Below are 19,570 nucleotides of genomic sequence, written 5' to 3'. Positions count from 1 at the left end.
CAGGGAACTCTGATGACGTGGATCCACTTCATGGGGGCGGCTGCTGCAGCAGCCGCCCTCATCCTCATCCCCGGCTGGGCTGTGCTCCGTTTGTGCGGAGTCTCCCAGCGTATCGCCTGGGGCGCCGCCCCCGCCGCTACTGCCGGCGTGCTCGGAACCGGCGCCGTCGTCAGCCAGCAGATGGGACTGCCGTGGTCACTGCTCACGGCCGGCCTGTCGACGCTCACCTGCATAGGCCTTGTCCTGCTGGCGCGCCTCGCTGCGAGCCGAGCCGCGGGCCCCGAACCCGACCGTCCATCCGGACGGCGGTCCGCGCCGCCAAGGTCCCGCATCCATTTCGCAGCCACGTGCGGTGCGCTCCTCACGTCAGGGATGATCAGTGTCCTCCCGGTGCTCCTCTCCATGCCCGGACCCGATGCCGTCCTCCAGCGCTGGGATGCGCTCTTCCACCTCACGGCCGTGGAGCACGTCCGCGAAACCGGCGATGGCTCAACGCTCACCCTGGGAACCATTGCCTTTTCATTCCCGAATCCGTCCTTCTACCCGGCAGCGTTCCATGACATCGCTGCGCTCGTGCCGACCGACTCCACTCTGCTGGCCGTCAACGCGACGGCCATCGTCGGTGCGACCGTGCCCTGGGCGCTCGGCAGTGCTGCGCTTGCTCACCGTCTCTGGCCCCGCGTCACCTGGGCGCCGACCGCCGCCGCTTGTTTCGCGCTCCTGGCACCGGCTGCGCCGCTGAGCGAATGGGTGCACCTCTCCCCCACCTCGAACCTCATCGGCTTCTCCGCGCTCCCCGGCGCACTCGCACTCATCCATGCCGCGTATTCGCGCCTCGTCGCCGCCGGCCCCGCTCGACGCGGGATCATCGCGCATACGGCAGCAGTGGCGATGTCCCTGGTCGGCATCGCACTCCTCCACCCCAACGTCCTGATCACACTCTGCCTGCTGGTCGCCATCGCAACGGCTGCGCAAGGACTCCAGTCGATCCGACGAGGTGCCCGACCGGCGGCTGTGCTGGTCATTCCGCTGCTGGCTGCAGCACCCATCCTCGCCATCGCGCTCCTGCCGGGCAGCGAGGTCGCGGGAAGCTTCACCGGCGGGCTCCGAGTTCCGGGCTGGAAGGCGGTCGGCGAACTGGGACTCGGGCTGCTGACCGTGTGGCCGATGGCGATCGGGGTCGGTCTCTGGGCGCTGGCATGGACGGGCGCCTACGCCTTTGCTCGGCGAGGGTCGTGGATCCCGCTGCTGTGCATAACCGCCATCGGCGTCCTCTACCTCGACGCCGCTCTCGACTCCTCACTCGGCCTGTCGCGACTGTGGTACCGCGGGCAGGACCGCCTGTCGATGCCGCTGACCATGCTCGCCGTGCAGTTCGCCATCGCCGGTACGGCGCACCTGTGGACGCTCATCAGACGACTTCCCAGCATGACCTGGCAGACCATCGTCATCGCTAGCGCCGTGGTCACCAGTTCGATCCTCATCGGCTGGTCCGTGCCTGCCCGCATCGACAACGCGAACCTGAACTTCGCCCTCGACCGCACCGACCGCAACCGCTTCTTCGACACCGAGGAATGGGCGATGCTGCGCACCGCCGCGAGCACCCTCGACTCCGACGGGACACTGCTCGCCAGCCCGTTCTCGGGGGGTTCCCACCTGTTCGCCGCCCACGGCCAGCAGGTGCGCTTCGGAACCGCCGGCCATGCCCTCCGCAATCAGGACCTCCGGGTCCTCGCAGCCGCTGAAGACCCGACCGCTCCGAACAACTGCGAATTCCTCCGCTCAGAGGGGGTGCGCTACATCTATGTCGACTCCCGCGCGTACAACGTCTCCCACCGATACGACCCGCTGCTCACACGGCGCATCGACGGGCTGGAGCCCATCGCCAAGACGCAGCACTCCGCACTGTACGAGCTCACCTGCGGCTGACCGCGGCGACGGGGACCATCGACCTCCCGGCGATTCTCCCCGGTTCCTCCGGTCAGTCCGCTCAGCGGCGCCGGGGCAGGCGGATGCTGAGGGACCGTTCGACGAGGCCGACGATCCTCGCGGCGACCGCTTCGAGGCTCGCATTTCCCTCCGTCCACCGTCGGAGCTCCTGGGGGCCGCCGACGCGCTCCGGCTCATCGATCGCGGCCAGCATTGCCTCGGCCGCAGACTCCGGCGTGTAGTCAACAGCCCAGCCGAGCCTGTTCTCCTCGATCATGCTGACGGTGGGCCCCTCACCGGCGTAGATCACCGGCGTCCCCGATGCTGTGGAAGCATAGATCTTCGTCGGAATGGCGAAGTCATACCCCTGCCCCGGGCGAACACACGCCAGGGACGCAGCCGCTCCTCGCAGGCGGGCTGACAGCTCGTCCGTCCCGACCCGGGAGTGGAAGGACACACCACCCAGACCCGTCTCCTCGACCACCTGCTCCAGATGCGCCTTCTCCGAACCTTCGGAGAAGAACTCCAGGCGGGCGGACGGGTGCACCTCGCGAACACGCCGGAACGCCTCCAGGAAGATCCCTGCGCCATGCCACTCCGACACGGTGCCGGCGTAGACGAAGACCGGAGTGCTCCGGGCACCGCGCTCGGGGCCGTCTGCGGAGAAGTCACCCACGCGGATTCCGTTGCCGATCATGGCCACCTCGACCGAATCCCCGCACAGCTCTCGGATTCGGTGCTCTACGCCGGGGGAGATCGCCATGACCACTGCGGCGCGGCGCCAGACGAGCCGCTCCACGAACCCCAGAACCGCCGGAACGATCGCCGGAGTGCCGTCCAGCGTGCCGGCGGCATCGGCCCAGATGTCAGCTGCGTAGTAGACGTACGGAATCCGCCTGATTCCCGCGGCCACCATCACCGCGAATCCCGTGGTGGGCGGCGGCTCCGCAATGATCACGGCCGGGCGCGGCATCACCAGGACCCTGAGGATGAGAGGAACATCGAAGCTCATGTACGACAGGTAGCCCTTCACATGCCCCTGCGAGTCCCTCAGCACCGGCCAACGCGACACATCCTGATCGGCAGGCTCGCCGTCACCGGGGACCGACGTCGTCAGCACCCCAACAGGGATTCCCGCCGACCTCAGATGGTCGAACAGCGCTCGATGCCGAAACGCTGCCGGCGTCAGCTCCGGGGAAAAGAGACGCGTGGCGAGCACTGCTCCTCCCCGAGACCCGGCCGGACGCCGGAGGCGTCCACCGACCTCAGCGGCGCAACGGCGCACCCTGGTGATTCCGGAGTGAACAGCAGACAGCAATGAAAGCTCCTGTACGGTCTGGCGAGGTGATCCGCGCGGTGGACCGCCCGGAGGACCAGCTTACCCAAGGCGCCGCCGCCGACCGACACCTGGACGGTCGACAGCTGGGCGCCGCGTGCGCAGCCCCACCGCGATCCCCGACTCTGCCGCGGTATAGTGTCGGGCGTGTCTGAACCCGCAATCCTCCTGATCAGTCTGTCCCCCATCACACGCGATTCGCGCGTGCTCCGGCAGTTGAGCGTCGTCAGAGATTTCGGGCGGGTGACGACCGTCGGGTACGGTCCGAAGCCGGATGATGCGGACGAGCACATCGAAGTGCCCGAATCGCTCAAGACCCTTCCTCAGACCCCCATGGGCGTTGCCCGCCTCGCGCTTCGGCAGCTCAACAGGTCCGAGCTCGCCGCCCCTGCCATCCAGTGGGTGCTCGGCGCACTCAAGAATCGACGGTTCGATGCCGTGGTCGCCAATGAGGCGCGGATCCTCGCCCTGGCTGCGGCCGTGGCGCACGGCGCACCGATCTGGGCGGACATGCACGAGTGGGCGCCGGAGGAGCGCACCCACATCACCTCGTGGCGTCTCCTGGTGGCGCCGCTGATGGACCATCTGTGCCGCAAGCACCTCCCTCAGTGCGCAGAGGTGACAGCGGTGGGCGGCAGGATCGCCGAGCTGTACGAAGCACGCTACGGAGTCCCGACCCAGCTCATGCGGAACTCGTCCCCGTGGCAGGATCTCACCCCCTCACCAGTCGACGGCGATAACGTCCGCCTCGTCCACTCCGGAGCCGCGGTGAAGGGGCGGAACCTGGAACTGATGATCGATGCGGTCCTCTCCCTTCCCGAACGGTTCACCCTCGACCTCTTCCTCGTCCCCGGGAACGACGGCGGTGCCTACATGCGCACTCTGCGGGAACGTGCCGGATCGAGCTCCCGCATCCGATTCCACGACCCCGTCGTCCCTGCCGACCTCCCGGCGACGCTCAACGGGTACGACATGGGGGTGTTCTGGATCGAGCCGTTCAACACGAATGCGCGGCTCACACTGCCCAACAAGTTCTTCGACTTCGTGCAGGGCCGACTCGCCGTCGCGATCGGGCCGAGCGAAGAGATGGAGCCGCTCGTCCGAAGCCACGGCCTCGGCCCCGTCGCCGCCGGATTCACGGTGGAGCAGTGCGCCGACTCGCTGCGTACTGTGACCCGCGAGCAGCTGCAGGAATGGAAGCAGGCCTCGCATCGCGCATCGAAGGAGCTCAGCTTCGCCACCGATGCCGACGTCGCCCGATCCATCATGCGCCGCATGCTCGCCGCCTAGTCGACCCGAGACGGAGTCCCCATTGATCACCATTCCACGTCCGGACCAGATCGCGGATTTCGCGCACAACCGCATGCTCACTCGCCTGGGCTCCGATTCCGGCGCCGGTGTCGTCGACCGAATCTGGGCCGCCGCGTGGTCCCCCCGCAGCGCACGACTCGTCACTCGCGCCGCGCAGGCGCTGCACCGCCTGGACACGGGCACACCGTTGCCGTGGGATGAGCTGAGATCCATCGCCGCGGAGCTCCTCGCCGCCGCGGACGGCATGGCCGGACATGCTGCGGTTGCCAGGCGCCTGCGCAATCTGGCCGTGCGACTGATGTACCACCGCACCATGCACGCCGGGGCGACTCGTTCTCCCCTGATGCACAACAACTCCGAGTTCATCGGAGTCCTGCGCAGCGCCCACAGCTCCAACGAGCTTCTGGTCCGCCCGGACTCCCCCATCCCCTCGGCTGCATCCGATCGGGCTGCCGGCAGCTCACCACTCAAGGTGCTCATCCTCTGCCACTCCTCGTGGACATTCATCGATCGTGTGCAGAGCGACCTCGCCGCCAACACGGAGATCGAGTTCCGCACCTTCGATGTCTCCGCTCTGCCGCTGTCGGAGCGCCCCACGTGGGGAACCGTTCTTCGCCAGCGCGACCGATGGAACACACGCCGCAGGCTCTCTCCTGTGCCGAAGAGCCTCGCTCCGCATCTGGCATGGGCGGATGTCGCATTCGTCGAATGGGGAGCCGAGACCTTTGCCTGGTTCAGCTTCCTCGACCTCACCGACTGCTCCGTGCGCGCCGTTGCGCGGATCCACCGCTACGAGACACTCACGCCCTATCCGATGCTCGTCCGGGGCGGCTTCTACGATGCCGTCTGCTTCGTCACCCCGGCGCTGCGCCGCCTCATGGAGACGAGCTCGCCACGGCTCGCACAGACGCAGCACCTGCCCGTGGTTCACAACGTCCACGACTTCACCGAGTTCTTCGCCGCCGACAGTCCTTTCAGGGACCGCTTCGCGCTCGTCCAGGTGGGCTGGTCCGTTCCCGTCAAGGACGTCCTGTTCTCTTTGGACGTCCTGGAGCATCTGCGTGCCCGGGATCCGCGTTTCCACCTGCGTCTGATCGGACGGCCGCTGTCGACGACTTCCACGGCGGCGACGCGAGCCTGGGCGGACGAAGTCGAAAGCAGAATCGAACAGTTCGGCAGCGGGGTGCGCGAGGAGGGTTTCCGCGACGACATCCCGGAGGTCCTCGCCCAGTCAGGGTTCCTGCTGTCGTCGTCGGTCTCAGAGGGCACCCATGAGTCCGTTGCGGAGGCCGCCGCTGCCGGCTGCATCCCCGTGGTGCGCAACTGGCCGGACATCGCTCCGTGGGGTGGGGCCCAGGCGATCTATCCCGCCGAATGGACCATCGGAACACCTGCTGAGGCTGCGGAGCGCATCCTCGCCCTGGTGGAGGACGCCCCGTACGAGAGCACCTCCGCATCGGTTCGCCGTTGGGTCCAGGAGAACCGACGCGAGGATGAGGTTCGCGCCGACTACGTCGGTCTTCTCAAGGGCTGACGCCCCGTCATCGTCGTGCAGGGGCCTGCGGGACTCCGCTGACTGACTAGTCGATGGATGCTGTGGAAGGGCGCCCGCTGACTCCCTCCACCCGATCCACCTGCGGCACGGCGCGATCGGTGCGGCTCCACCACTGCATCGGCGGATCGATCTCTCCGCAGACGTCGATGCGCCACAACTTCGCGCTTCCGCTCTGGTCGATCAGAGTGAAGCCGTCCGAGGTGTCGACACCGTAGAAGCCGGGCATCGCCTCTTCACGCTCGGACTCGTTGTACGAGATCGGCTCATCCTCATAGAAGTACTGGATGCCGTAGTGCCGCAGCAGCTGGCAGACCCGGGGATCCTGCCTGATGTAGCCGAAGTTGTCCTTGAGGAAGATGCCGTCGCGGTCGACCTCGCGAACGTTCATCTGCGTGAACACCGAGTCCACGTCCGAGTTCAGCGGAAGATAGGCGATACCGGTTGCGGGGTCGCCTATGACGACGGATCCCTCCGGCAGGTCCCGGCCGAGGCGATCGAGGAGCGCCGCCTCGTCATACCCTGTGAGCGGACGGTCCTGCGTATCGCCCGACCCCACCATCGATGCGGACACCGAACTGATGTAGGCGGACCCCACCAGCGCCGCTGCCACAGTGCCGCCGGCCCAGAGCCGCGGGAGCCGGGTCCCCCAGGACCCTGCGACCGGCTCGCGCTCCCCTCGGCGGTCCAGCGCCCAGAAGAAGACAGCGGCCACTGCCAGCGGCAGAATGGTCACCTGGACTGCCATCAGCCGGAACGTGTCGGAATACCACAGGCCGGAGACGGCGCTCAGCACCGGCAGCGGGAAGTAGGCACCGAGGAGGATGAGGGTCTGCAGCAACCAGGCAACGCCGACCCAACGGGCGCCGGGGCGCCGTGCGAGCAGCGCAACGCCGAACAGGATGAGCGGCAGATAGACGGCCGCGCTCAGCACCCCCTGCGGCTTCGTCAGATCCGTCGGCCAGTTCGCGAGAATGCTGACCACCTTCAGCAGGACGTCGTTCCACCCCGCGATCGAATCCCTCAGCAGGAACGAGCGCACCTGTGCTGGCGCCAGCAAGAGAGCCGCGCCGCCCAGGACGATGACTGCTCCCCCGATCGCCGTCAGGGTCAGCGCCCGTCGGCTGAGTGCCCGCCTGAAGGTCCGGCTGGAGCGGGCGATCACCGCCACCACAAGGGGCAGGGCGATCACCAGGAAGCTGAAGAACACTGACGGGTGAGTCATGCCCAGGCCGCCCGTGCAGGCGATGAGGATCAGTCCGCTGAGCACCAGGGACCCCGGAGCCCGTCGGAGCCGCCCCCAACGGCTCTCCCGCAGGAAGAGCAGGAGGATGACGAGAAGTCCCGGCAGGAAGGACACTGCCAACGCGTTCGGCCAGAAGGACTTGGTGTACGCCATCCCGGCGGGGAAAGCCGGGAACAGAGCTGCGGCCAGAACGCCGATGTGCATCGCCCACCTGCGGCCGCGGAACACCACGCGGACCAGCAGCGCCGAATTGACGGCGAAGACGATGGGGATCAGGAGGTAGGACACGACGTGCGCGGCTTCCACAACACCGATGGCGGGGATACCCAGAACGGTGAGGGCGTGCCAGATCGTCGGGTAGGTGACGTGCCGAACCTGAATCCCGTACATGAAGTCCACCGCGGCGAACATGGACACGGTCCCGGTCTCACCGATCGCATCCAGCACGTTGTAGTGGTACATCGGGTCCACGCGGGGATTGGGCAGGGTCGGATCGACCGTGAGGACCACCGGCAGCCACAGGAACGTGACGGCGACAGCCATCAGCGCGATCAGTCCCGCCGCCTCGCCGCGACCCCAGCGCGGTCTGACAGCCGACGAGCCCTGCGCCTGCCCCGATCGGACCTCGGAACGGAGGGTCGCTGCTCGACGCGCCGCATAGGCACCCAGCCATAGGGCGAGGGTGAGCAGCAGATAGGTGAGCACTCCGTATCGGATCCCCCAGCGCTGAGCGACGACTCCACCCACTCCGAGCATCACCGCAGTGATGAGCGGGGCGCCTGCGACTGCACGGGTCAGCGAGGTCCGCATGAGCAGCAGTGCGACTCCGCCCGGTAGATAGAGGAGGACGGCGAAGACGAGTGCCCACGGAAGCAGCGGGAGCCATTGCACAATGTGTCCTGAACTCATCCGTCCGCTCCAGCAGTCAGAACCTCGGCTGCTGTGGTCGCCCGCTTCTGCCAGGTCTGGCTGTGCCGCTCTGTGCGGGCGTTCTCGGCAGCTCGCTCCAGTCGTGCGGGATCGTCGGTGAGCGATCGCAGGAGTGCCGCGATGCTGTCCCGGTCATACGGGACGGAGAAGCCCACATCCAGGTCGTCGACCATGTCACCGGCCAAGGTCTGCGCTGACGCGATGACCGGCTTGCCGAAGCCGATGTATTCGAACAGCTTCATCGGCACCGCAAAGCGTCTGTACTGATTCGGACGCACCAGGAGGAGGCAGGCCGACGCCTGGTCGTAGAAGCGCCCGAGCTCGTTGGACCCGGCGTGCTCGACGGTCACGCGATCGCAGAGGAGGTCGTCGTAGGTCGATCCGAATCGTGCCCAGGACGCTTCGGGGACCACCACCACCAGCGAAGCCGACGGTGTCTGCTTGACCGCAGCGAGCATGTCGTCGATCTCGTGCCCGGGTCCCACTCCTCCCACGTAGAGGAGGGAGAGTCCGCTGCCTGTGCGGGCCTCCCTGACCTGGGCGCCCGGCGGCAGGGCGGTCGATGGCACGGCGGGACCGGGCAGATGCTCAGCCATCGCCAGCGACGGCAGGAACAGGTGGGCGCGGAACCGCCGCAGGCCCCAGAGGTCGACCCGATACGCCAGCTGCATCAGCAGTCGGCGCAGCAGCGGAACGCTCTTCTGCTTCTCCGGGAAGCGCCAATAGACGTCTCGATAGAACTGCCCGTAGGGGATGCCACGGCGATCGCACCACGCCAGGATCCGCAGCTCGAGCAGAGGGGCAAGCCCTCGGAAGGCACTGGTCGACAACAGGTTCGGTTGGGTGGAGTTCTCCGAGTACGCGAAGTCGATTCTCTGGCCGGCGTCCACCCGACGCCGTGCTCGCTGAAAGTCCTGTGCCCTCTGAAGCGGGTCGCCATGGATCAGTGACACCTGGTACCCGGCGTCGAGGAATGCCTCGTACATCTTGTTCGGACGCTGACGGCTCGCGCTCGTCGGAGCTGCAGCGAGTTCGAACGGTGCATGGAACAACATCCGGGGCCGCGCCGCACTCGCAGCAGCATCCTCCACATTCGAGAGGAGGAGATCAGCAAGGGCGTGTGGGGATTCGTCATCGGAACGGACGAGGGTGAAGAGCGGCCACTGCGCGAGCAGCTGCTGGGCTTGCGAATCGTCAGCGATGATGGTCGCCGCTTCCTGCAGTGCGTGGCCGAACGCCTCGCGGGCTCGGCGACTGCGGGACGGAGCCACGCCCGGCGTCACCACTGCCATGAACGGAACGCCGGATGCAACGGACAGGTCATGGCTCAGCGCCAGGGCCTCCTCAGCGCCAACGGCGATGATCACGTCAGGACGCTGCGTGCCGAGGGCGCGAAGCGCCCGCGCAGCGCGGCGGCGCCACGACTGCGACTGGCACTGGCCCGCCGCCGGGCCCGAGACGGCGTACTCACGGATCTGTTCACCAACGGCGTACTCACGGATCTGTTCACCAGTCGAAAAGTGGGAGCTGCGACCGGGGCGGGTGCGGGACCACCGGTCGGCCGGGACGAGCACGACATGCTCGACGTCGTCACCGCGGCGGTTCAATCGCTCCGTGATGCGGTCCAGCAGCGGAGCATCCTGCCAGGCGAGGCCTCGCACGTGTGCCTGGCTGCCGGATTCAGATCTGCTGCTGATGAGCAGAATGTTCATGCCTGGTTGCTCCTTTCGGGCTGCCCTGTGTCATGCGAGCGCTCGTTCGGCGCGCTTGTCGAATCCGGTTGCCGCGATCATCGCCATGACCAGGAGGACAACCAGGAGGAACGCCATCGCGAAGCCGATGATCGTCAGAGTCGGGACCAGAGCCAGTGGTGAGAAGAACAGGAGGCTCAGGGGGGTGGCAGCGAAGACGATGGAGAAGATCAGCAGCCATTCCTGGTTCTCCGTGACGACGAACAGCGTCGAGATCGGGGAGGTCACGAGCTGCATGGCGAGCCACGGAGTCAGAGCGCGGGCGATGTCTCCGGACATGTCCCATTGGGGGCCGAAGAGGAAAAGGAACATCCAGGGCGCCAGAATGTAGATAAGGCCGAACGGGAACACCGTGATGAGCAGGGCCCGTTTGATCGTTGCGGCCACCAAAGGCCGCATGTCGCCGGGTTCGACACGGGACAGCTTCTGGAAGAACACCTGTGACACCGCGCCGTTCATCAGGCCGATCGGCACCATCATGATGGTCCATGCACGGCTGAACTGGCCCACCGAGTCCAAAGCAACCAGGCCGATCATCAGTGGAATTCCGTTGATGCGGATGCCGTCGATCAGAGCGTTCGGCAGGTTGAGTAGCGGCATCTTCTTGTACCGGATCAGCAGATCACGTTTGCTTGCCACACCCGCGGGAATCGGCTCCCGCACAGCATGGGACTTGCGGCGAAGATTGAAATAGGCGAACGCCGGCCCGACCATCGTTCCGAGGATGAGTCCCAGCAGGTGCCGCTGTCCCAGAAGTCCAGCAGCAACCTGTCCGCCGCTGGATCCGACCATCTGCTGCACTCGGTTGAGTGAGATCGTGCGGTAGTCCTTGTTCCTGTTGAACCAGTACTGAAGGACAGTCGCCTGAGCGAGGAAGAACACTGACAGTCCGGCCAGTGGCATCCAGCGGGCGAGGTCCTCGCTGCCGTACACGTCGACGATCAGCCCATGGAGTGCGAAAGCCGCTGCTGCGACCACAGCAGCGACGATCATGTTGCTGATCGTGGCGATGCGCACGATCCGACGAGCTTCGTCGGCGCTCTCGGGAAGGACGATCGTCAGGTCCATCCGCAGCGATGCCACGGTCGCAGCGATAGCGACCAAGGACCCGTAGATGGCGAACTGCCCGAATTCTTCGGGGGTGAACATTCGAGCAGTGAAGATCGACGCGATCAGCGCCACCATCTGAGCGACTGCGGTTCCGGACGCCAGGACTGCGATGTGCCCGAGCAGGGGATATTTCTGAGTGGTCCGCTTGGACAGCTCAATGATCCGGGCTTTCAACGCCACCGGCGTCCCCACCTCCTCCGCGCGTGCTCGATCCGCATGCTGTGCTGACGCAGACTCGTCAATGCTAGTGGACGGGCCCGAGGTAGGCTAGCACCGCGGCCCGCCGGGGCGGAGATGTGATGCACGTTGAAGGAGAGGTCACGGCACGATGGATTCCTCTGCGCGTATAGCGCTCAGCACAGCTCTGCTGGCGATCCCTCCCACCTACTTCGTCACCGAGCACGCGGAGGAGCTGCGTCGGCGCGGTGAGCCGTACAGCTTCGCCGTCGTCCCGCTCGCGGCCCGCGTGGATCCGGGGACGGTGACCACCCCCGTGCTTCCCGCTTTGACCATCCCGCGCTCCTACCGGACGCGTTCAGCACTGGCGAAGTTCGCGATGCCCCTCCAGGCGCGCACGCTGACGCGACTGCGCCCGGACCTCATCCATCAGCATCACGGCACCTGGTCCTCCGGTGCCCGCTCAGCAGCTCGGGCGCTCGACGTCCCGCTCGTCACCACACTGCACGGTACTGACGTCGTCCACGCACTCCGGTCAGACCCGCGTGGTCTGCAGCGCGTTCACAGGAAGCAGGTGCAGCAGGCCTTCCGCGACTCGGACCTGCTGTTGGCGGTCAGCGAGCATCAGCGCCGGCTTGCGCTGCGGGCGGGTGCGCCGGCGGATCGTCTGCATGTCCACTACCAGGGCATCGACACAGAGTACTTCTCACCGGATACCAGTGGGATCGCAGAAGACCGTCCACGTCGGCTGCTCTATGTCGGCGGTCTGATTCCGCGCAAGCGCGTCGACCTCGCGATCGACGCCTCCATCCGAGCGCACGGCACACTTGAGCACGAGCTGCTGATCGTCGGTGACGGACCGGAGAGATCCGCGCTGGAGGCGAAGGCGGAGGACCACCCGCACATTCGCTTCCTCGGCGCGCAGAGCCGTGCAGGCGTACGGGAGCTGATGAGGTCCTCGGACCTGCTCCTGCTGCTGTCGCACAGCGAAGGTGCGGGGCTGGTGATCCTGGAGGCCCAGGCCTGCGGTATGGCCGCCGTCGTCACCGGCGGCGACGGAAAAGCGGAGATGGTAGAGGACGGCGTCACAGGCCGCGTCATCACCGGTGACTCCCCCACGCCCGACGACGCTGCCCGAGCGATTCTGGAGTGGACGCCGCAGGACACCGAGACGCGACGCCAGATCAGCCGTACCGCCCGCAGCTTCGTGGTCGAGAAGCGCAGCGTCCGGCGCGGTGCGTCAGAGCTGGACGGGCACTACTGCAGTCTCCTGAGCCGCTGAGCGCCGCGCCCCTCCCCGTGAAGGTCATCGCTCCCGAAACATGAAGAAGGGTCCTCGGACGCTCACGCGACCGAGGACCCTTCAGTCAGCCGGAAAGGCTCCGACTCAGGCTCAGGCGCCGAGGCTGACCACCGTGTTGTTCGCCGCGCTCTCCAGCACGGCCTCCACGGCGCGCACGGTGTGCAGGCCGTCGCGCATGGTGACGTAGTTGTCACCCCTGCCGAGGACGGCGTCGCGGAACGCTTCGTGCTCGGTGGCGAGCGGTTCCTTCCGGTTGAGGGCGTAGCGGATCTTGTCGCCCTCGCTGACGCCGCGGAAGCTGGCGAAGGAGTCCCACATGTTCGTAGTGGATTCGCCGTTCTCGTAGAACCAGAGGTCGGCGGTGACGGTGTCGCCCACGAGGGCGCCCTTCTCGCCGGTGACCACAGTGGTGCGCTCCTTGAACGGGGACAGCCAGTTCACCAGGTGGTTGGTGATGATGCCGTTCTCCAGGCGGCCCGTCACGGACACCATGTCCTCGTATTCGCGGCCGGACTTGCCGGTGGACACCGCTGCGACCGACTGGAAGTGGGACTGCGCCACCCAGGCGGTGAGGTCGAGGTCGTGCGTGGCGAGGTCCTTGACCACGCCCACGTCGGCGATGCGGGCGGGGAAGATCCCCTGCCGGCGCGTGGTGATCTGGTAGAGCTCACCGAGCTGGCCGTCCTCGAGTCGCTTGCGCATCGCCTGCAGGGCCGGGTTGTACCGCTCGATGTAGCCGACCGCGCCGATGAGCCCGCGGGACTCGAACGCTTCGGTGATCGCTTCGGCCTCCTGGATGTCGAACGCGAGGGGCTTCTCCACGAGCGTGTGCACGCCTGCCTCAGCGAGCGTCATCGCAACATCGTGGTGGAAGGCGGTGGGCACGGCGACAACGGCGTAGTCGATGCCGGCCTTCACCAGCTCCTCAACACCGGGGAGGATGTCGTAGCCGGGGGCGGCGCCGTGCGGGTCGCCGCCCGGGTCCGCCACTGCCACGAGGTCCACGCCCTCGAGGTTCATGAGGTTGCGTGCGTGGTGGCGGCCCATCATGCCGAGGCCGATGAGGCCGGCGCGGAGATTCTTCGTCATGCTCAGGCTCCTGCGGTTGCGACGGCGTTGACTGCCTCGACGATGCGGTCACGGTCCGCATCGCTGACGCTCGGGTGGACGGGCAGGGACAGCACCTCGCGGGCCGCCTTCTCCGTGTTCGGCAGGTCGAGCTCCAGCTCGAACGCCGGCAGGCGGTGCACCGGGGTCGGGTAGTACACGCCGCAGCCCACGCCGTGCTCCTCACGCAGAGCCTGCGCGAAGCGGTCGCGCTCCTGGGCGGACGCGCCGTCGATGCGGATCGTGTACTGGTGGTACACGTGGGTGGCGCCGTCGGCGACCTTCGGCACCACAACGCCCTGCAGGTTGGCGTCGAAGTGGGCGGCGAGCTCCTGGCGGCGCTTCGTCCACTCCTCCAGCTTGGTGAGCTGGACGCGGCCGATCGCGGCGTGGATGTCGGTCATGCGGTTGTTGAGGCCGGGGATCTCGTTCGCGTACTGCTTCTCCATGCCCTGGTTGCGCAGCAGGCGGAGGGTGCGGGCGATCTCGGGTCCCTCAGCGGAGACCATGCCGCCCTCACCGGAGGTCATGTTCTTGGTCGGGTACAGCGAGAACATCGCCCACTGGCCGAAGGTGCCGACCTGCTGGCCGTTCAGCTCAGCGCCGTGCGCCTGCGCGGCGTCCTCCCCCACGAACAGGCTGTGCTTCTTCGCGATCTCGAGGATGCGGTCCATCGCGGCCGGGTGGCCGTACAGGTGGACCGGCTGGATGCCCACGGTGCGGTCCGTGATGGCGTCCTCGATGGCCGACGGGTCGATGCAGAAGGTGTCGATGTCGATGTCGACGAACACGGGGGTGGCGCCGATGACGGCGACGGAGTTGGCGGTGGCGGCGAAGGTGAACGACGGGACGATGACCTCGTCGCCCGGCTTCACGCCGGAGGCCAGCAGGCCGAGGTGCTGACCGGAGGTGCCGGAGTTGACGGCGACGCATTCACGACTGCCGGCGAGCTGAGCAGAGAACTCCTTCTCGAACTCGGCGACTTCGGGGCCCTGCGCCACCATGCCGGAGGCGAGGACACGGTCGACAGCGCGGCGCTCATCGTCGCCGATGATCGGCTTCGCGGCGGGGATCATGGGCTTGTTCATTCGGAATCCTTCTCGATCTGTGCGGTGTCGGAGTCAGTCTCGCCGGAGCCGGCGGGTTCGGTGCTGGTGGCGGGTGCGGGCTGGGAGTCGGCGGCGCGCAGACCGCCGGTGGTCTCGTCGGGGACATACCAGGCGCCGGTCTGGGGGCAGACCCAGGCATCGGTGCCGTCGTCGGCGGGCTTCAGAGGAACCCCTGCGCGGCCCACCCAGGCGAGGCGCTTCGCGGGAACACCCGCCACGAGGGCGTGCGGGGGCACGTCGCGGGTGACGGTGGCGCCGGCGGCGACGGTCGCCCAGGCGCCGATCGTCACGGGGGCGATGCAGACGGCGCGGGCTCCGATGGCGGCGCCCTCCTCCACGGTGACGCCGACGGGCTCCCAGTCACTGGCGTCCTTCGGCGTGAGGTCGGGGTTGACGGCGCGCGGGAAGTGGTCGTTGGTGAAGACGGCGGCGGGGCCGACGAAGACTCCGTCGGCCAGCTTCGCCGGTTCATACACGAGGGCGTAGTTCTGCACCTTGCAGCCGTGGCCCATGGTGACGCCGGTGCCGATGTAGGCGCCGCGGCCGACGATGCAGTTCTCGCCGAGGACCGCGTTCTCGCGGACCTGTGCCAGGTGCCAGATGGAGGAGCCGTCGCCGATCTGGGCGGCGTCGGAGACGTCGGCGCCGGGCGCGACGCGGAAGCGGCCCTCGCTCGGGGCCGATGCGGTGGAGTCGTTCATGGCTTCGAGCCTACATTTCCCGACTGTCAGTCAGAGGGAGCGGCGCAGCGATTCTCCCTTGGAGACGGCCAGTTCTCGCAGTTCCTGCTGATATGTGACCATCCGCTCACGCAGCTGGGCGCCGTGCTCGGTGTTGTTCGCGCCGAGGATGCGCGCCGCGAGCAGTCCGGCGTTCTTCGCACCGCCGACGGAGACGGTCGCCACCGGCACACCGCCGGGCATCTGCACGATCGACAGCAGGGAGTCCATGCCGTCGAGGTGCTTGAGCGGCACCGGCACCCCGATCACGGGCAGCGTGGTGACGGAGGCGAGCATGCCGGGAAGGTGGGCGGCGCCGCCGGCGCCGGCGATGATGACGCGCAGGCCCCGCGCTTCGGCGGTGCGGCCCCACTCGATCATGTCCTCCGGCATGCGGTGGGCGCTGACCACGCCGACCTCGCATTCGATGCCGAACTCGGTGAGCGCTTCGTGCGCGTCCTTCATCACGGGGTAGTCGGAGTCGGAGCCCATCACGATGCCGACCAGCGGGCGTCCAGCGGCGTGGGCGTCCGGGGCGCCGGTGGCGTCGGAAGCGGTGGAGTCGGCGGCGGGGGTGGTGTCAGTCATCGCGTCCTCTTTCGGGAAGGTCAGCGGGTGGTCGGTGGATGGAAGCGGGGCGGGTCAGCCGACGGCGCGGGCCGGCCGGCGGGGCGGGTCAGTCGTCAGCGTCGACGATGGTGGCGGCGGCGCGGATCCCCCGAGCGGTCACCTCGTCCATGTCCTCACCGGTCAGGTTCACGTGCCCCACCTTGCGGCCGGGACGCACGCCCTTGCCGTACAGGTGGATGGTGGCCGACGGGTCCTGCTCGACCGCGATCCGCCCGCCTTCCACGAGGTCCTCGCGGGTGCCGCCCAGCAGGTTCACCATCACAGCGGCGGGACGCAGCGGCTCCGTGGAGCCCAGCGGCAGATCGGCAACAGCGCGCAGATGCTGCTCGAACTGGGAGGTGACACAGCCGTCCATCGACCAGTGCCCCGTGTTGTGCGGCCGCATGGCCAGCTCGTTGACGAGAACGGTGCCGTCGGCCAGTTCGAACAGCTCCACGGCGAGCATGCCCACCACGCCGAGGTCCTCGGCGATGCGCTCAGCGAGGCCGCGGATCTCGGCATCGCGTTCAGCGGACAGTCCGGGAGCGGGGGCGGCGACGCGAAAGCACACGCCGTCCTTCTGTTCGCTCTCCACCACCGGATAGGCGGCGACCTGTCCCCCGGGGCGGCGCGCCACCTGCGCGGACAGCTCCCGAGTGAACGGCACCAGCTGCTCGGCGAGGAGGTCATCACCGCGCTCCAGCCAGTCGGCGACCTCATCGGCCGAGGAGATGACGGCGACGCCGTGGCCGTCATAGCCGCCGCGGGCGGTCTTCACCACGATGCGGCCGCCGGCTTCCTCCAGTGCCCGTTCGAGGTCAGCGCGGCTGGTGATCCGCCACCATTGGGGGCAGGGGTGGCCGAGCTCGGTGAGGCGCTCGCGCATCACCAGTTTGTCCTGTGCGTGGATGAGGGCGTCGGCCCCGGGGCGCACAGCGATCCCGTCGGCCTCCAGGGCGCGGAGGATGTCCTGGGGAACGTGCTCGTGGTCGAAGGTGACGGCATCGACGCTCGCAGCGAAGGCCGCAACTGCATCGGCGTCCTCGTGGCTGCCGATCTCCACTCGGTGAGCGACCTGTGCGGCGGACTCCGTGTCGCTGCCGGCGAGGACGGCGATGTCCAGACCGAGTTCGATGGCGGCGGGGATCATCATGCGGGCGAGCTGCCCGCCTCCCACAACGCCGATGGTGCGAACGGTGGAGGGCGCAGAATCAGTCATCACGGCGACCATTCTAGGCGAGGACCGATCAGCGCTGGGACTGCGCCTGCTGCGCCCGCCGCTCCTGGCGGCTCATCACTCGGCCCTGGGAGAACCCGTCGGCCTCGTTCGCGCTGGCACGGGAGGTGAGCGTTGACTCCCCGAGGACCACATCGCCGTCGCTGCCCTCCCCCGGGGCGGTGATGAGGAAGACGCCGAACACCGCCGGCTGCTCCTGCAGCAGCTCCAGCCGGCCGCCGTCGTCCTCCACCAGCGTGCGGGCGAGCGCAAGGCCCACACCGGTGCCGGTGGACTTCGGGCCCTGCACGGACCGTTCGAAGATGCGCGTGCCGACCGTCGGGTCCACACCCTCTCCCTGATCCGCCACCTCGATCACCGTGGAGTGCGAGTTCGCGCGCACCTTCAGGCTCGTGGTGCCGCCGCCGTGCATGAGGGAGTTCTCGATCAGGGTGGCGACCACCTGCGTGAGGGGTCCATCGGACGCCCACACCGCTGCGGACTTCGGCACGTGGATGCGCAGCTCTCGGCCCGCCTGACGGAACGCGTGCTTCCACTCCTCGCTCTGCTGGGTGAGCACATTGCGCAGCTCCACCACGCCCGGGGTTCGGCGCTGCGAGGAGCGCGGCTTGTTGATGAGGTCGTTGACCACGTTCGTGAGGCGGTCCACCTGCTCCAGGGACACGCGCGCCTCGTCCCGCACCCATTCCTCCGAGGAGGTTGCGAGGATCTCGTCCAGGCGCATCGACAGGGCCGTCAGCGGTGTGCGCAGCTGGTGGGATGCGTCCGAGGCGAGCGCGCTCTCCGCCTCCAGCCGTTCGGTGAGCGCGATGCCGGACTTCGTGAGCTCCACGGCCACCATGTCGATCTCCGCGATCCCGGACTCCTGCCACTGGGTGCGGGCGCGGCCCGAGCCGAGCTCAGCGGCTCGGCGCGTCAGCTTGGTCAGGGGCGCCGACAGCCTCTGCGCCTGCCACAGCGCCACGGAGATGGCGATCGCGATCGCGCTCAGCGCCGTCAGCACGATCAGCACCACCGCGCCGCCGGTGTGGGCGCGCACATCCGACTGCGGAATCGAGATCGTCACGACCTGCCGATTGGAACCGGCCGCGGAGACCACAACGGGGTTCTCCCCGGGCGGCTGTCCGGCCTGCACGGTGCGGCCGTCGTACGTCACGGAGATGTGGACGTTGAGGTCCGCTGTCTGGTCGACGTACTGCTCCAGCATCGGCTCATCGATGCGCTGCCCGTTGTTGAGGCGACCGTCGGTGGCGGTGACCACGGACTGCAGCAGGGTGCGCCCCGAGTTGCTGAGGTTGTTCTGCACCAGGGTCAGCCAGGCTGTGCCGAGGGGAATGCCGAGGAGCAGAACCACCAGGAGCACGGAGACAAGGGTGGCCTGCAGGACCCTGCGCTGCATGAATCAGCTCTCGGCGGGGTTCTCGAAGCGGAAGCCGACTCCGCGCACGGTGGTGATGCGGGTCGGGTTCGTGGCGTCGTCGCCGAGCTTGCGGCGCAGCCAGGAGATGTGCATGTCGAGGGTCTTGGTGGAGCCCCACCATTCGGCGCCCCACACCTCTCGCATGAGGTCGTCACGGGTCACCACGGAGCCCGCTTCGCGGATGAGCACGGCGAGCAGGTCGAACTCCTTGGCGCTGAGGGTGAGCTCCTCACCGCCCACGTAGGCGCGGCGGGCGGAGGCGTCGAGCTCCACACCGTTGACGGAGAACGCGTCGGACTGCTCCTCCACGGCCTGGGTGCGGCGCAGCAGGGCACGGATGCGGGCCTGCAGCTCACCGAGGCGGAACGGTTTGGTGACGTAGTCATCGGCGCCGGCGTCCAGGCCCACCACGGCGTCGACCTCATCGGCGCGGGCGGTGAGGATCAGGATCGGGGCGGTGACGCCGCCCTTTCGGAGGCGGCGCGCCACTTCGAGTCCGTCGATGTCGGGCAGGCCGAGATCGAGGATCACGAAGTCGATCGGGTCCTCCTGCGCGGCGGCGGCCAGGGCATCCATGCCGCGCGATGCGCGCATGACGGAGTAGCCCTCACGGTCCAGGGCGCGGGACAGCGGTTCTGCAATGGCCGAGTCATCCTCGACGAGAAGTAGGCGAGTCACAGTTCCTGATCCTAACGGCCCGGTGCTGACAGCGCTGGGCGATCGG

15 protein-coding genes are annotated in these 19,570 nt (G+C 67.8%); 4 read left to right on the top strand and 11 right to left on the bottom strand.

Annotated features, from left to right (window positions below; all coding sequences use genetic code 11):
- Positions 1-12 precede the first annotated feature (12 nt).
- Positions 13-1,929: a DUF6541 family protein gene (locus FHX50_RS01085; RefSeq protein ID WP_183373629.1), complete on the top strand. Its 1,917-nt coding sequence runs from the start codon at positions 13-15 to the stop codon at positions 1,927-1,929.
- 61 nt (positions 1,930-1,990) lie between these two features.
- On the opposite strand, the gene FHX50_RS01080 is transcribed toward FHX50_RS01085, so the two are convergent.
- Positions 1,991-3,148 (bottom strand): glycosyltransferase, encoded by a 1,158-nt coding sequence (locus tag FHX50_RS01080; protein WP_183373628.1) that lies wholly within the window; start codon positions 3,146-3,148, stop codon positions 1,991-1,993.
- 264 nt (positions 3,149-3,412) lie between these two features.
- On the opposite strand from FHX50_RS01080, the gene FHX50_RS01075 reads away from it, so the two are divergent.
- Positions 3,413-4,555 (top strand): glycosyltransferase family protein, encoded by a 1,143-nt coding sequence (locus FHX50_RS01075; protein WP_343064019.1) that lies wholly within the window; start codon positions 3,413-3,415, stop codon positions 4,553-4,555.
- Positions 4,556-4,577: 22 nt separating this feature from the next.
- A complete protein-coding gene (locus FHX50_RS01070) occupies positions 4,578-6,110 on the top strand; it encodes a glycosyltransferase (RefSeq protein ID WP_183373626.1) in 1,533 nt (510 codons plus the stop codon).
- Between the two features lie 46 nt (positions 6,111-6,156).
- On the opposite strand, the gene FHX50_RS01065 is transcribed toward FHX50_RS01070, so the two are convergent.
- Genes FHX50_RS01065 through FHX50_RS01055 form a run of 3 tightly spaced genes read right to left on the bottom strand, consistent with a single transcriptional unit; the run spans position 6,157 to position 11,345 of the window.
- A complete protein-coding gene (locus FHX50_RS01065; protein ID WP_183373625.1) occupies positions 6,157-8,283 on the bottom strand; it encodes a DUF6541 family protein in 2,127 nt (708 codons plus the stop codon).
- A complete protein-coding gene (locus tag FHX50_RS01060; protein ID WP_183373624.1) occupies positions 8,280-10,016 on the bottom strand; it encodes a glycosyltransferase family protein in 1,737 nt (578 codons plus the stop codon). The genes FHX50_RS01065 and FHX50_RS01060 overlap by 4 nt, the downstream gene beginning before the upstream one ends.
- Before the next feature lie 30 nt (positions 10,017-10,046).
- Positions 10,047-11,345 carry an oligosaccharide flippase family protein gene (locus FHX50_RS01055; RefSeq protein ID WP_183373623.1) on the bottom strand — a complete coding sequence of 433 codons (1,299 nt, stop codon included), beginning with the start codon at positions 11,343-11,345 and terminating at the stop codon, positions 10,047-10,049.
- 148 nt (positions 11,346-11,493) lie between these two features.
- Between FHX50_RS01055 and FHX50_RS01050 the strand changes: the two genes are divergently transcribed.
- Complete coding sequence (locus FHX50_RS01050; protein ID WP_183373622.1) at positions 11,494-12,624, top strand: glycosyltransferase; 1,131 nt, start codon at positions 11,494-11,496, stop codon at positions 12,622-12,624.
- A gap of 111 nt (positions 12,625-12,735) precedes the next feature.
- Here the strand turns inward: FHX50_RS01050 and FHX50_RS01045 are convergent, their stop codons facing one another.
- The 7 genes from FHX50_RS01045 to FHX50_RS01015 all read right to left on the bottom strand — a co-directional run bounded on the left by FHX50_RS01045 (position 12,736) and on the right by FHX50_RS01015 (position 19,524).
- A complete protein-coding gene (locus tag FHX50_RS01045) occupies positions 12,736-13,734 on the bottom strand; it encodes a Gfo/Idh/MocA family protein (RefSeq protein ID WP_183373621.1) in 999 nt (332 codons plus the stop codon).
- A gap of 2 nt (positions 13,735-13,736) precedes the next feature.
- Positions 13,737-14,840 (bottom strand): DegT/DnrJ/EryC1/StrS family aminotransferase, encoded by a 1,104-nt coding sequence (locus FHX50_RS01040; RefSeq protein WP_183373620.1) that lies wholly within the window; start codon positions 14,838-14,840, stop codon positions 13,737-13,739.
- Complete coding sequence (locus FHX50_RS01035) at positions 14,837-15,562, bottom strand: acyltransferase (protein WP_183373619.1); 726 nt, start codon at positions 15,560-15,562, stop codon at positions 14,837-14,839. The genes FHX50_RS01040 and FHX50_RS01035 overlap by 4 nt, the downstream gene beginning before the upstream one ends.
- Before the next feature lie 30 nt (positions 15,563-15,592).
- A complete protein-coding gene (gene purE, locus FHX50_RS01030) occupies positions 15,593-16,168 on the bottom strand; it encodes a 5-(carboxyamino)imidazole ribonucleotide mutase (RefSeq protein WP_183373618.1) in 576 nt (191 codons plus the stop codon).
- An 88-nt stretch (positions 16,169-16,256) separates the two neighbouring features.
- On the bottom strand, positions 16,257-17,408 hold the full coding sequence (locus FHX50_RS01025; protein WP_183375233.1) for a 5-(carboxyamino)imidazole ribonucleotide synthase: 1,152 nt from the start codon (positions 17,406-17,408) through the stop codon (positions 16,257-16,259).
- 28 nt (positions 17,409-17,436) lie between these two features.
- Entirely contained in the window at positions 17,437-18,825 is a 1,389-nt protein-coding gene (locus tag FHX50_RS01020; protein ID WP_183373617.1) for an ATP-binding protein, read from the bottom strand.
- A 3-nt stretch (positions 18,826-18,828) separates the two neighbouring features.
- Complete coding sequence (locus FHX50_RS01015) at positions 18,829-19,524, bottom strand: response regulator transcription factor (RefSeq protein ID WP_183373616.1); 696 nt, start codon at positions 19,522-19,524, stop codon at positions 18,829-18,831.
- Between the last annotated feature and the right edge of the window lie 46 nt (positions 19,525-19,570).

Source organism: Helcobacillus massiliensis, assembly GCF_014191425.1.
Lineage (GTDB): Bacteria > Actinomycetota > Actinomycetes > Actinomycetales > Dermabacteraceae > Helcobacillus > Helcobacillus massiliensis.
The sequence above is the reverse complement of the archived record's forward strand: the minus strand, read 5'-3'. Positions and strand labels throughout refer to the sequence as shown.